This window comes from Streptomyces sp. PH10-H1, from assembly GCF_030063355.1.
GTDB lineage: Bacteria > Actinomycetota > Actinomycetes > Streptomycetales > Streptomycetaceae > Actinacidiphila.
The window spans coordinates 23,074-36,650 of the sequence record NZ_JASISZ010000024.1 but is presented as its reverse complement, the minus strand read 5'-3'; the positions used below and the strand labels follow the sequence as shown (position 1 = coordinate 36,650).

Here is a 13,577-nt window from a genome sequence, read left to right as displayed (position 1 = left end):
TCACTATGAGTACCGAGACTGAGCAGGTCTGGAAGAACTGGCGCGAGCGGCGCACCGAGTCGGTCGGGGCGCCGTACGGGCCACTGGCGCTGACCGGCACGTACTGGCTGTCGGACGCCGAGGACGGGAAGATTCCCGGGCTGCCGGGGGAGTGGCGGGAGGAGGACGGCGCGGTGGTCCACCGGGGTGACGGCGTCTTCGGGCGGCTGGTCCCCGAGGGCGAGCCGGTGCTGTTCGGTGACAAGCGGATCGTGGCGATCGACCGCGAGGGCCTGCTCGCCATCCGGATCTGGGACCCGGCCTCCGACGCCCGCCGCGACTTCGCGGGGATCGACGCCTTCGGCTACGACGAACGGTGGGTGCTGCGCGCGGACTTCCGCCCGTACCCCGAGGGCCGCGCCGTGCGCGTGCCGCACGCCGACGGCCGGGAGCGCGAGCTCGGCGTCAGCGGCGAACTGGCCTTCACCGTGGACGGTACGGAGCACACGCTCGCGGTCGCGGTCGAGGCGGACGGCACGCTCTGGGGCGTCATCGCCGACGCGACCAGCGGCAGAAGCAGCTACCGCTTCCGTTTCCTGCGGACCCCCGCGCCCGCCGCGGACGGCGGCGTGGTGCTGGACTTCAACCGGATGCTGCTCCCGCCGTGCGCTTTCGCCGACGCGTTCGTCTGCCCGTTCCCGCCGCCCGGCAACACGCTGCCGTTCGCGCTGGAAGCGGGTGAGAGCAGGGTTCTCACCGGTTGAGATGGCGTCAGCTGCCCGCGCCCCGGCGGTGCGCACGACCGCCGGGGCGCCGCCACGCCGGTGTATCGCGGCCGAAAGGCGCCCTTGTGTGTTGCGCGCGGTCTCTGAATACTCCCCTCCAGTGCTTGTCAGGGTCACGCCGAGTTCGGTATTCGGTGCGGCTCCGGCGGGCCCGGCAGACCTCCACCCCCCACAGGAGGAATGAATGAAGATCTCCCGACGCGTGAGCGTGATCGCCGTGACGTCCGGCCTGCTGGCCGCCACCGCGTTCTCGTTGCCCGCGGCCGGCGCCGCCCCATCGGCCACGGCATCCCCGGAGACCGCTGCCGCGGTAGCCACCTCGCTCGGCTCCGCCACCACCGCGGGCACCTACTATGACGCGGCGGCCAAGGCCACCGTCGTCAACGTCACCTCGGACGCGGCGGCCAACGCCGTACGGGCGGCCGGCGCCGTACCCAGGACCGTCCGGTTCAGCGCGGAACAGCTCAGCAGGGCCGGCGAAGCCACCAGGGCAGCCGACATCGCCGGCACGGCCTGGTCCATCGACCCCAGGACCAACAAGCTCGACGTCAGTGTCGACAGCCGGGTGACCGCCGCCCAGCTCGCCCGGCTGAAGCAGGCCACCGGAGGCTACGGCGACGCCGTCAGCATCAACCGCGTGGCGGGCACGTTCAGCAAGCTGCTCTCCGGTGGCGACGCCATATACACCAGCCAGTGGCGCTGCTCGGTGGGCTTCAACGTCCGCAGCGGCAGCACGTACTACTTCCTCACCGCCGGCCACTGCACCTCCGGGTACCCGGCCTGGAGCACATCCTCCGGCACCTCCATCGGCCCGACCACCGGCAACAGCTTCCCGGGCAACGACTACGGCATCGTCCGCTACGACAACCCCTCGGTCTCGCACCCCGGAACGGTCGGCAGCCAGGACATAACCAGCGCGGGCAACGCCTACGTCGGTGAGCCCGTCAAGCGCCGCGGCTCCACCACCGGTGTCCACAGCGGATCCGTCACCGGCCTCAACGCCACCGTCAACTACGGCGGCGGTGACATCGTCTACGGCATGATCAGGACCAACGTCTGCGCCGAGCCCGGCGACAGCGGCGGCTCGCTCTACAACGGCACCATCGCGGTCGGCCTCACCTCGGGCGGCAGCGGCAACTGCAGTTCCGGCGGGACCACGTTCTTCCAGCCGGTCACCGAGGCGCTCAGCGCCTACGGCGTCAGCGTCTACTGACCGATCACGGACGCTCCCCCCAACCTGCGATGAGCAGGACGGAGCCCCCGCCGACCCTGCCGGCGGGGGCTCCGGCGCGGGCGCGCCGGTCCGGTATTCCACGTATCCATGCGGTCAGTAGCTGTCCGCGACAGCTGGCAGACTGGACGCATGTTGGAGACCTCGGCGCGCCTGCTGCGCCTGCTCTCGCTCCTCCAGTCCCGGCGCGACTGGTCGGGACCGGACCTCGCGGAACGCCTCCACGTCACGGCGCGCACGGTGCGCCGCGACGTCGACCGGCTGCGGACCCTCGGCTATCCGGTGCACGCCGCCCCCGGCACGGCCGGCGGCTACCGGCTCGGCGCGGGCGCCGCACTGCCGCCGCTGCTCCTGGACGACGAGGAGGCGGTCGCCGTGGCGCTCTGCCTGCGTACCGGGGTGGGCGGCACGGTCGCCGGGATCGAGGAGGTCTCGGTGCGGGCGCTGTCCAAGCTGGAGCAGGTGCTCCCTTCCCGGCTGCGGCACCGGGTCCAGGCGATGCAGGCGATCACCGTCCCGGCACCCGCGCCCGGCCGGGCGACCGTCGGCCAGGAGGTGCTGACCGTCATCGGCGCGGCCTGCCGCGACCGCGAACGGCTGCGGTTCGACTACAGCGACCACAGCGGCACGCCCAGCCGCCGTACCGTCGAGCCGTACCGCCTGGTCAACCACGGCCGCCGTTGGTACCTGCTCGCCTGGGACACCGGCCGGGAGGACTGGCGGATCTTCCGCGTCGACCGGATCGAGCCCAAGTCGCCGACCGGGCCGCGCTTCACACCGCGCGAACCTCCCGAGGACGCGGCGGCATACGTCGCCAAGGGCGTCACCTCCCGGGCGTACCGCTACCAGGCACGGGTCACCCTCCACACCTCCGCCGAGGCCGTCGCCGACTTCGGCTGGACGGGCTTCGGCACGATCGAGGCGATCGACGACCGGACCTGCGAACTGCGCACCGGCGCCGAGTCGCTCGACGGCATCACCGTCTTCATCGCCCTGCTCGGAGTCGAGTTCGAGGTGCACGAGCCGCCCGAACTCGCCGACCAGCTACGGGTGGTGGCCGCCCGTCTGCTGCGGGCCGCGGACCGGACGCCACCGCGGTGACCAGGATCGGAGTGACCGGCCACCGCAACATCCCCGACGCGGTGTACGGGCTGGCGCGCGACACCCTGACGGCGGCCGTCCGCGAACATCCCGGGCCGGTCGAGGCGCTGAGCAGCCTCGCCGCCGGAGCCGACCAGCTCTTCGCCGAGGTCGCCCTGGACTGCGGCGCCGAACTGACGGTCGTCACCCCCTGCGCCGGCTACGAGGTCTCCTTCGCCGGCGCCGACGAACTCGACCGCTACCACCGCCTCCTGGACCGCGCGCACACCCACGTCCGCATGGACTTCCCCGAGGTCTCCGACCAGGCGTTCTACGCGGCGGGCGTCTACGTCGCGGACCACAGCGACCTGATCCTCGCGGTGTGGGACGGCCGGCCCGCCCGCGGCCACGGCGGGACGGCGGACATCGTGGAGTACGCCCGGCGCACCGGAACCCCCGTCACGGTGATCTGGCAGCCCGGCGTGGAACGGGACTGACGACCCGGTGCGCGGCAGGGAGCGAGCTCGTGGCAAGCGGGGTCGCCGCCGCACCACGTCGTGCGCGCGCCGGCGGCCGGTCAGCGGCCGCCGTGCCGCGCCAGCCAGGCGGTGTGGTCGGGGGAGATGACGGCCTCGGCGGTCTCCACCTCGGCCGCCCATCCCTGCGGGGATGTGACCTTCGCCAGCGTGACGGCCATCCCGCTCAACTCCTGCGCCACCAGCGAGTGCGCCGCCACCAGCGGCTGGTACTGCCGTAGTTCGGTCCAGGCGACGCTCGAGGCCGCCGCCGCCGAGGCCAGGCCGACGACGTCCATCGACGTGCCCCATTCGAAGGCATTCGCCAACGCCCCGGCGAGTGCGGCGACCGTGGCCGACACCGTCACCGCGGACCACAGGAGCGCGGCCCGCCGGGACTCCTGCGCCCGGCGGTGGTACCAGTCCCGCTGCTCCATGACGCGGTCCCGTACATACACCTCTCTGCGTACCGTCAATGCCTTCGCGCGCAGCTCCCGCATGGACCGCGTCACCAGGTCCGGGTCGGCGAACGAGGTACCGGGCGGGCGCGGATCGCGCCAGCCGATCGCCCGCAGCCGGCCCAGCACGTCGTTCGCCTTGACCGCGAACAGCCCCTCCGGGTCGGGCGCCCCGCTGTCGAAGGGCGCTCCGCAGACCGCGTAGCTCCAGCACTGGGAGCGCAGGAACTCGGCGGCGGTGCGGTGCAACTGCCAGTGGACCTTGTGCCGATGGCGGGCCGCCTGCCAGACGAAGACCAGCGCGGCGACATACAGCAACGCGCTGAGCAGCGCGAAGAAGTCGATATGGCGGGCCGTCAGCCGCCAGGGAAGCGCCGAGAACGCGGCCGCCGCGACGAGCAGCACCAACTGCCGTCTGGCCGAGTGCAGGGTGTACTGCTGCCGTGAGACCGCGGCGGAATCGGCGAACTGGAAGAGCTTGGGCAGGTCCGCGTCACCGAAGACGGCGCTCCGCCGGACGGCATCGCCTGGCCCCTCCATGCGCGCCCCCGTTCGCGTCCGGCGGACGACACCGGGATGCCGCGCGACGGCTGGTCTGAACAGGTGACCCCCTCGGCGACACTGACGCTCGTGAAAAGTCCTGATCAGTGACGTTGGGTTCACTCATTCAGGTGGTCACAGTTGTTATTAGGGGGTTAGGGTAACCCTGTTCACCTCGCGTGCGAAGGGTGCGCGGAGTAATGTCCACGGCGACGATACTGCTGCCGGCGCAGTGATCCAGAGAGATCATTTCGCGCCGCCTCGCGCCCAAGGACTGCCGTGAACACTCCAGCGAATATCCGCTATCCCGAAGTCCCGAAGTTGCGCCGTGTTCCGCTGGAGCGGCTCGACGCACAGAGTGATCCCGGTGTCATCAAGACCTTGCGTCGTACTCTGCCCGCCCTTGAGCGCCTCACTCCGGCGGTCCCGACTTTCCAGTCCTCGCTCTAGTATTGCGGAATGACTGGACCGCTGGTCCCATTCCGCCAGTTCGTACTGAAGGTTCACAGCAGATGTGACCTGGCTTGTGATCATTGCTATGTCTACGAACACGCTGATCAGAGCTGGAGCGCCCGGCCGAAGGTGATCTCGGACGAGACCATCTCCTGGACGGCGCTGCGCTTGGCCGAGCACGCGAAGACACACGCACTGCCCTCCCTGCACGTCATCCTGCACGGAGGCGAGCCACTGCTCGCGGGTCCGGCGCGGCTGCGCCGGATCTGCGAGGAGCTGCACCGCGCGCTGGACGGGGTCTGTGCGCTGGATCTGCGGATCCACACCAACGGCGTGCAGCTCAGCGAGCGGTATCTCGACATCTTCGCCGAGTACGGGGTGCGGGTGGGGATCTCCCTCGACGGGGACAAGGCAGCCAACGACCGCCACCGCCGATACGCCGACGGACGCAGCAGCCATCGGCAGGTGCTGGAGGCGGTCGCCCTGCTGCGGCAGAATCGTTACCGTCATCTCTACGCGGGCCTGCTCTGCACCATCGACGTGGCCAACGACCCGCTCGCGGTGTACGACGCGCTGGTCGAACTGGGGCCGCCGCGTATCGACTTCCTGCTCCCGCACGCCACCTGGGACGAGCCGCCGGCCCGTCCCGGCGGTCTGCCGACCGAGTACGCCGACTGGCTGCTGTCGGTCTTCGACCGGTGGAACGGCCAGGGCCGCCCGGTGCCGGTCCGGATCTTCGACTCGGTGCTCTCCACACTGAGCGGCGGGCCCAGCCTGACCGAGTCGATGGGGCTCGGCCCCACCGATCTGGTCGTCATCGAGACCGACGGCACCCTGGAACAGGCCGATTCTCTGAAGACCGCGTACGACGGAGCTCCCGCCACCGGCTTCGACGTCTTCTCGCACCCCTTCGACGCCGCCGCCCGGCACCCCGGCGTGACCGCCCGGCAGCACGGGATGGCCGGGCTCAGCCAGGAGTGCCGGTCCTGCCCGGTGGTCACCTCCTGCGGCGGCGGCCTCTACGCGCACCGGTACCGCACCGGCTCCGGCTTCGACAACCCGTCCGTCTTCTGCGCGGACCTGAAGACGCTGGTCGAGACGGTAACGGCCCGCACCTCGCCGGCCGGGCCCACCGCCGGCTCCGTCGGGGCGCCGGTCAAGGACCTGGTGGAACTGGCTGCGGGGACGGACGACGGCACGGCGGTCCTGGCCCTCGCCGCGGCCCAGCACGAAGTGACCCGCGGTCTGCTGGCCCTGGTGAACGAGGCGCTGGGGGAGCGTGGCGGTGAGCTGTGGGACCCGGCCTGGCAGCTCGTCACCGGCCTGGACCAGCGCGGTGACACGCTGGACTCCGTACTGGCCCACCCGTACACCCGCAGTTGGGCGCTGCGCTGTCTGGAACTGCTGAACGGCCGGGATCCCGCACGCGGCGGCGCCCCGCTGCCGGAGGCCGGGCACCTCGCCTCGCTCGCCGCCGCGGCGCTGCTGCGGGCCGGGCTTTCCGGCCGGCTCCTGGTCCCGGTCGTCGACGGCGCCGTCCAGCTGCCGACGCTCGGCCGGGTGTCCCTGGGGGGACGTGCGAGCGGTGCCGCCGTCGCGGAGCTGACGGCCGGCGAGGACGGCCTGACGGTACGGGCGGACGGCCGTGAACTGCGCGTCGGCCGGCTGGACCTGGGCACCGGAAGCGTGGACCTGGGCACCGGATCCGTTGACGCGGCCGGCGGCCGCTGGGAGCCGGTGCGGCGGCTGCGGGCCGGCCGCCTCGACCTGTCGCTGGAGGACACCGACCCCTACCGCCGCTGCTACGGGCGGCCCGTCAGCGACCGGCTGGACAGCGCGGAGGCGGCGCGGTGGCAGCGTTCGACGGCCAGTGCGTGGGACCTCGTCCAGGCGATGGCGCCGGGCCGCGCCTCCGAACTCGCCGCAGGACTCACCACACTCACACCGCTGCTGACGCTCCCGGACCCGGCGGATCCGGCGGGCGGCGCGCGCGGTTTCGGCGCCCTGGGGATCGCCCTGCTGGAGAGCTCCACCGAGGATCCGGGTGGGGACCCGGCCGTGCTCGCCCGTGCGCTCGTCGGCGGATTCCAGTACGCGAAACTGGACGCGCTGCTCGGGCTGTGCGAGCTGTACGACGAGGCCGACCCGAGGCTGTATCGGGTGCCCTGGCGCGTTGCTCCGGTCCCGGTGGGCGAGGTGTTCGCGGACGCCTGCGCCCGCGTCGCGACGGGTGCGCTCCAGCCGGACGGGCCGCGCGACGGCGCGACGGGGCGGGCACTGGAGGTGCTGACGGGCTCCGGCGCGCTCACACCGCTGGGGCAGCGGTTCGTCTCAGGGCTGCGGGACGCCTTCGCGTCCGGCCGCTGAGGAGGCGGACCCGGTGCTGGAGAGGCTCGCCGCCGAACTGCGGAGCCTGGAAGTGCGGCCCGGTATGACCCTGCTGGTGCACGCCTCACTGCGGTCGATGAGGACGGTTCCGGGAGCGGCCGAGGCCGTACTGACGGCGCTGCGCGCGGTACTGGGCCCCGGCGGCACCGTGGTCGTGCCGTCGTTCACCGCGGAGAACTCCGACACGTCGCCGCACTACCGGGAGCGCACCCGGGGGATGTCCGCCGGGCAGCTCGCCCGGTACCGGGACGCCATGCCGCCGTTCGATCCGGCGCATACCCCAGCACCGGCCATGGGCGCGCTGGCGGAGGCGGTCAGACGGGCCCCCGGGGCGGTGCGCAGCACCCATCCGCAGACCTCGTTCGCCGCTGTCGGCGCCCGTGCGGCGGAGCTGCTGGCGGATCATGACGGCACCTGCCACCTGGGGGAGCGGTCCCCGCTGGCCCGGCTGTACGACGCGGGGGCCAGTGTGCTGATGATCGGGGTCGGATACGACGTCTGCAGTAGCTTCCATCTCTCGGAATACCGAATTCCGGATCCGCCGCGGCGAATGTACCGGTGTGTGGTCCTGCGGGACGGAGAACGCCGCTGGACGTCGTACGAGGATGTCGACCTGGACGACCGGGACTTCGAAGAACTGGGAATGGCGTTCGAAAAGTCCGGATTGACGCGGCCGCCATACCCGGAGGCGGTTCTGCACGGAAAAGTGGGCGGCGCGGCTTCTGTGCTGCTGCGGATCAAGGAAGCCGTGGACTTCGGTTCCGTATGGCTGACCGAAAATCGCCGTTGCGGGGGTGCTCGTCCGTGATTGCCCGGCCCGAATACTCGCATTGATGTTCCGAATGCACCGCGCCTTCCTAAACTGGCAGTCACCGCAAGTGGACGGGGGGTACGCGTGCACGTACCGGGACAAGAGCGGTCCGGCGACCATGCGCCGTATTTCTTTCTGAGCTATGCGCATACGCCGCGGTACGGCTCGGCGGTGCCCGACCCGGACATGTGGGTCGAGCGGCTCTACCAGGACCTGTGCGGTCACGTCATGGCGCTGACGGACCTGCCGGCCGGCTCCGCCGCCGGGTTCATGGACCGGGAGATCCACTCCGGCGAGGGCTGGTCCGAGCGGCTCGCGGAATCCCTCGCCACCTGCCGGGTCTTCGTACCGCTCTTCTCGCCCCGCTACTTCGGAAGCGCCCAGTGCGGCAAGGAGTGGTACGCCTTCGCCCAGCGCGCCATCCACCAGCACACCCGCAGCAACCGGGCCACCGACGCGATCGTGCCCGCGCTGTGGGTACCCGTCGCGCCGCACGCGCTGCCCGGAGCCGCCGAGCGCCTGCAGTTCAACCACCGGGATTTCGGCGTCCCCTATGTGACGGAGGGGTTGTACGGGCTGATCAAGCTCCGGATCTTCCGTGAGGACTACGAACGCGCCGTCTACGAACTCGCGAAGCGCATCGTCAGCGTCGCCCAGTCCGGCGGGGTGGAACCGGGGCCCGCCGTCGACTACCGCAAGGTCCCCAGCGCCTTCGGCACCCCGCGCGGGGCACGCAATCTGCGGGTCACCGTGGCCGCCGCCACCCGGGACCGTCCGCCGGAGGGCCGCAGCACGGACTACTACGGGGAGAGCGCCCTGGACTGGAACCCCTTCCACCCCTCGTCGGCCCGGCCGCTGGCCTCCTTCGCGGCCGACCTGGCGCACAGCCTCGACTATCAGGCGACCCTGGTCTCCTTCGACGAGGAGCCCGACCGCCAGGACGACAAGACGGCCCCCACGGGCCCCGAGATACTGCTGCTGGACCGCTGGGCGCTGAGTGATCCCAAGCGGCGTGAACGGCTCGGCCGGTTAGACGCTTCCCCGCAGCCCTGGGTCAGTGTCATGGTGCCGTGGAACCGTGACGACCCGGAGAGCCACGCGGCGGAGGACGCGCTGACCGCGGCCGTGGACGAGACCATGCCCTTCAAGATGGACCAGGGCCGCACAGCCTGCCGGTCCGCCGTCAGCGGCATCCACAGCCTGCAGGCGTTCAGCGGAATCCTGCCGCAAGTGGTGGAGCTGGCGGCGGCCCAGTACCTCAAGCACGCCCAGGCATTCCCCCCGACAGGACGGCGCCCCGAACGCTTCCGGCTCGTCGGGCCGGAAGCCGTCGGCGCGGGAGACCCAGCCGGCCCGCCGGCCATCGCCCCGGGCCCGGCATCCCACCGGGCCCCCCGCGCCACACCCGACGATGCGGAGGAACTGTGATGAGCGGCAGTCGTGACGGACGCATCGTCACCTTCTACTCGTACAAGGGCGGGACCGGCCGCACCATGGCCCTCGCCAACACCGCCTGGATCCTGGCCGCCAACGGCAGACGGGTCCTCGTCGTGGACTGGGACCTCGAAGCGCCGGGCCTGCACCGGTTCTTCCACCCCTTCCTCGACCCGTCGACCATCGGCGCCACTTCGGGCGTCATCGACCTCATCACCGAATTCGCCTGGGCCGCGACCAGTCCCGTGCAGCGCCCCGGTGACTGGCACCGCGACTACGCGCGGATCCTGCCGCACGCGGTCTCCCTCGAATGGACTTTCCCGGACGGCGGCAGCCTCGATTTCGTCTCCGCCGGCCGGCAGAACCGCGAATACTCCGCGACCGTCAGCAACTTCGACTGGGACAACTTCTACGACCGGCTCGGCGGCGGCCAGTTCTTCGACGCGCTGCGCGACGACATGAAGCGGCACTACGACTACGTCCTCATCGACAGCAGGACCGGTCTCAGCGACATAGCCGACATCTGCACCGTCCACCTTCCCGACATCCTGGTGGACTGCTTCACCCTCAGCGACCAGAGCATCGACGGCGCCGCCGCCGTGGCCCGGCACATCGACGACCGGTTCCGCGACCGCAAGATCCGCATCCTCCCCGTCCCCATGCGCATCGACGAGGGCGAGAAGGAGAAGGCCGACGCGGGACGCTCGCTGGCCCGTACGAAGTTCGACGGGTTCCCCAACGGCATGGCCGGCGAGGAACTCGCCGCGTACTGGGGCTCGGTGGAGATCCCGTACCGGCCCTACTACGCCTACGAGGAGACGCTGGCGACCTTCGGCGACGAGACCGGCCTCACCGCCTCGCTGCTCTCCGCCTTCGAGCGGCTCGCCACCGTCATCACCGACGCCCAGGTGACCTCGCTACCGCCCATGGACGAGGAACTGCGGCTGCGCTACCGCGACACGTTCACCCGTCACCACCGCCCCGCGCTGCCCGCCGATCTGTATCTGAGCTATGTGCCCGAGGACCGCATGTGGGCGGACTGGATCCAGGCGCAGCTCATCCGGGCCGGATTCCGCGTGCTGCCGTGGGACACCGTGACCAGCGCGCCGGGGGCCGAAGTCCCGGCCCGTACCGTCGTGCTGCTGTCGGCGGCCTATCTGCGTTCCACCGGCACCCGCCCGGTGTGGGAGGGCCCGGCCGCGGGGGACACCTTGGGCGGCAGACGGCAGCTGGTGGCCGTCCGGGTCGGTGACATCCGGCTGCCCGCGACCTTCGTCGACCAGGGACTGGCCGATCTCGTACGGCTCGACGAGGCGCACGCCGCCACCGCGCTGCTGCGCGCCATGGGCCGCTCCGCCCCGCCGGCCGAGCAGTCGGGCGACAGCGCCACGGCCGGCCCGCGCTTTCCCGGCACCGCGCCCAGGATCTGGAACGTGTCGCCGCGCAACCCGACCTTCACCGGGCGCGGCGGCGTCCTGGAGCGCATGCGCGACCAGCTCGGCGGCGGCACGGCCGCGGCCGCCCCGCAGCCGCAGATCCTCTACGGGCTCGGCGGCGTCGGCAAGACCCAGATCGCCCTGGAGTACGTGCACCGCTTCATGGCCGACTACGACCTGGTGTGGTGGGTCTCCGCGGAACAGACCGAACTCATCGAGTCCGCCCTCTCCGAGCTCGCCATCCGGCTGGGACTGCGCGTCGGCGAGGACATCGCGGTGGCCGCGCAGGAGGTCTGCGACCTGCTGGCCCGCTCCAACCCGACCTCCCGCTGGCTGCTGGTCTTCGACAACGCCGACGACCCGGAGGAACTGCGCCGGTTCTTCCCCGGCGGGCCCGGCCACATCCTCGTGACCTCCCGCAACCAGACCTGGTCGCAGTACGGCGACGCCCTGCAGGTCGATGTCTTCCTGCGGGAGGAGAGCGTCGAGCATATGCTGCGCCGCGTTCCCGGGCTGAGCATCGCCGACGCCGAACAGGTCGCCGCCGCCGTCGGCGACCTGCCACTGGCGGTCGAGCAGGCCGGCGCCTGGCTCGCCGAGACCGCCACCCCGGTCGCCTCCTACCTGGAGCAGCTCAACGAACAGGCGGCCCGGGTGCTGTCGCTCAACCAGCCCGCCAACTACCCCGAACCGGTCGCCGCCACCTGGAACGTCTCCATCCGCAGGCTCCAGGAACGCTCACCCGCGGCGGTCCGGCTGCTCCAGCTGTGCGCCTTCTTCGCCCCCGAGCCGATCTCCATGAACCTGCTGTACAGCGACGAGATGATCCGCGCGCTGGTGCCGTACGACGACTCGCTGCGCGAGAAGCTAGTGCTGGGCGGCGTGATCCGGGAGATCGGCCGGTTCGCCCTCGCCAAGGTCGACCGGGTGAGCAACACCATCCAGGTGCACCGGCTCGTCCAGGCCGTCATCCGCTCGCAGCTCACCCCCGAGGAGCAGGAGGACGCCCAGCACGCCGTGCACCGTATCCTCGTCGGCGCCCGGCCGCGCCAGGAGGAGCCGACCGACGACCCGGACAACTGGAGCCGGTTCACCGAGATCTGGCCGCACCTGGGCGCATCGGGAGCCAGTACCTGCGACGAGCCGGAGACCCGCCGGCTGCTCATCGACCGGGTGCGCTATCTGTGGAAGCGCGGTGACCTGCGGACCGGGCTCGCGCTGGGCGCGGAACTCAGCGAGACCTGGCAGCGCAAGATGGGCGCCGACGACCTGCAGAGCCTGTATCTGCGCTTCCACATGGCCAACATCCTCCGCTCCCAGGGCAAGTACGTGGAGGCGCGGGACATGGACGCCGACACTCTGGAACGGCAGCGCCGCGTCCTGCCCCCCTCGCACCCCCACATCCTCATGACCACCAGCGGACTCGCCACCGACCTGGGCACCCTCGGAGAGTTCGGCCCGGCCCTCGAGATGGCGACCGAGGCGTACAACGGCTTCGCGGACCTCTTCGGCGAGGACCATCCCCGCACCCTCGCGGCGGCCAACAACCTCGGCGTCTGCCTGCGGATGGTCGGCAGATACGCGGAGGCGCGCACCATCGACAAGGAGATCCTGGAACGGCGGCTGGGCGTACTGGGGGGTGAGCACCCGTACACGCTCTTCTCGGCCCTGAACCTCGCGCGTGACCTGCGCGAACTGGGTCACTACGAGGAGTCCACCACACTGCTGCGCACCACCTACGACTCCTACCGGCAGGCACTCGGCGAGAGTTTCCCCGAGACGCTGCGCACCGCCAAGAGCCTGGCGGTGTCCCTGCGGAAGGCGGGGCGGCTGGACGAGGCCCGCAAACTCACCGCGCAGACCCGCGACCACTACCGGGCGAAGTACACCATCGACAATCCGGACACCCTGGACTGCACCCTCAACTTCGCGGCGGACCTGTATGCGACGGGCGAGCGCACCGCGGCGCTGGAACTCGCGCAGGAGATCGTCGGGAAGTACCGCAGAACCCCGGGGGACCGCCATCCCGCGACGCTCGCCGCCGTCAACAACCTCGCGATCTATCTGCGCGGCTGCCACGACCCGCAGCAGGCGCGGATGCTGCTGGAGAACAACCTCGGCACTCTGCGGCAGGTGCTGGGGGAGGAGCACCCCTACAGCCTGTCCTGCGCCGTCAACCTGGCCAATGTGCTGGCGGAGACGGGAGACCTGAAGCGGGCCGAGGAGCTGGAGCGCGCCGCCGGAGCCGGATTCCGCAGGACCCTGGGGCCGGACCACCCGGACACCCTGGTCTGCCGGGCCAACCTGTCCGTCACCCTGGCCGCGCTGGGGTACGAACAGGAGGCCGGGCAGGCGCGGGAGGCGGCGGGCGAGCTCGCCCGGCTGCTCGGCGAGAACCATCCGCACACGGTGACGGCGCGGCTGGGCAAACGGGTCCACCGGGACCTGGAACCTCTGGCGGTGTAGG

Annotated in this window: 10 protein-coding genes; 9 read left to right on the top strand and 1 reads right to left on the bottom strand. The window is 71.3% G+C overall.

All coding sequences use genetic code 11. The annotated features are described in order from the left end of the window. Nucleotides 1-5 precede the first annotated feature (5 nt). The 4 genes from QMK24_RS16800 (at nucleotide 6) to QMK24_RS16785 (ending at nucleotide 3,572) form a co-directional block, all read left to right on the top strand. Nucleotides 6-743: a DUF1684 domain-containing protein gene (locus tag QMK24_RS16800; RefSeq protein ID WP_283466858.1), complete on the top strand. Its 738-nt coding sequence runs from the start codon at nucleotides 6-8 to the stop codon at nucleotides 741-743. Nucleotides 744-948: 205 nt separating this feature from the next. Then, nucleotides 949-1,977, top strand: coding sequence for a S1 family peptidase (locus tag QMK24_RS16795; RefSeq protein ID WP_283466856.1), 1,029 nt, complete (start codon nucleotides 949-951; stop codon nucleotides 1,975-1,977). A gap of 150 nt (nucleotides 1,978-2,127) precedes the next feature. Further along, a complete protein-coding gene (locus QMK24_RS16790; RefSeq protein WP_283466854.1) occupies nucleotides 2,128-3,096 on the top strand; it encodes a helix-turn-helix transcriptional regulator in 969 nt (322 codons plus the stop codon). Next, a complete protein-coding gene (locus tag QMK24_RS16785) occupies nucleotides 3,093-3,572 on the top strand; it encodes a hypothetical protein (RefSeq protein ID WP_283466853.1) in 480 nt (159 codons plus the stop codon). The genes QMK24_RS16790 and QMK24_RS16785 overlap by 4 nt, the downstream gene beginning before the upstream one ends. A gap of 80 nt (nucleotides 3,573-3,652) precedes the next feature. Here the strand turns inward: QMK24_RS16785 and QMK24_RS16780 are convergent, their stop codons facing one another. Further along, entirely contained in the window at nucleotides 3,653-4,588 is a 936-nt protein-coding gene (locus QMK24_RS16780) for a DUF4231 domain-containing protein (protein ID WP_283466852.1), read from the bottom strand. 279 nt (nucleotides 4,589-4,867) lie between these two features. On the opposite strand from QMK24_RS16780, the gene fxsA reads away from it, so the two are divergent. From fxsA to fxsT, 5 genes are all read left to right on the top strand, one after another. Then, on the top strand, nucleotides 4,868-5,038 hold the full coding sequence (gene fxsA / locus QMK24_RS16775) for an FxSxx-COOH cyclophane-containing RiPP peptide (RefSeq protein WP_283466851.1): 171 nt from the start codon (nucleotides 4,868-4,870) through the stop codon (nucleotides 5,036-5,038). Between the two features lie 9 nt (nucleotides 5,039-5,047). Then, nucleotides 5,048-7,408: a radical SAM/SPASM protein FxsBH, inactivated beta-hydroxylase extension form gene (gene fxsBH, locus QMK24_RS16770; protein WP_283466848.1), complete on the top strand. Its 2,361-nt coding sequence runs from the start codon at nucleotides 5,048-5,050 to the stop codon at nucleotides 7,406-7,408. Nucleotides 7,409-7,421: 13 nt separating this feature from the next. After that, entirely contained in the window at nucleotides 7,422-8,237 is an 816-nt protein-coding gene (locus QMK24_RS16765) for an AAC(3) family N-acetyltransferase (RefSeq protein ID WP_349307851.1), read from the top strand. Between the two features lie 87 nt (nucleotides 8,238-8,324). Then, nucleotides 8,325-9,668, top strand: coding sequence for a TIR-like protein FxsC (locus tag QMK24_RS16760; protein WP_283466846.1), 1,344 nt, complete (start codon nucleotides 8,325-8,327; stop codon nucleotides 9,666-9,668). Beyond that, nucleotides 9,668-13,576: an FxSxx-COOH system tetratricopeptide repeat protein gene (gene fxsT, locus QMK24_RS16755; RefSeq protein WP_283466844.1), complete on the top strand. Its 3,909-nt coding sequence runs from the start codon at nucleotides 9,668-9,670 to the stop codon at nucleotides 13,574-13,576. Before QMK24_RS16760 ends, fxsT begins: the two co-directional genes overlap by 1 nt. The last annotated feature ends 1 nt before the right edge of the window (nucleotide 13,577 follow it).

Coding starts and splice junctions, on each gene's coding strand:
- QMK24_RS16800 (WP_283466858.1), top strand. CDS start 6: ATGAGTACCGAGACTGAGCAGGTCTGGAAGAACTGGCGCGAGCGGCGC.
- QMK24_RS16795 (WP_283466856.1), top strand. CDS start 949: ATGAAGATCTCCCGACGCGTGAGCGTGATCGCCGTGACGTCCGGCCTG.
- QMK24_RS16790 (WP_283466854.1), top strand. CDS start 2,128: ATGTTGGAGACCTCGGCGCGCCTGCTGCGCCTGCTCTCGCTCCTCCAG.
- QMK24_RS16780 (WP_283466852.1), bottom strand. CDS start 4,588: ATGGAGGGGCCAGGCGATGCCGTCCGGCGGAGCGCCGTCTTCGGTGAC.
- fxsBH (WP_283466848.1), top strand. CDS start 5,048: ATGACTGGACCGCTGGTCCCATTCCGCCAGTTCGTACTGAAGGTTCAC.
- fxsT (WP_283466844.1), top strand. CDS start 9,668: ATGAGCGGCAGTCGTGACGGACGCATCGTCACCTTCTACTCGTACAAG.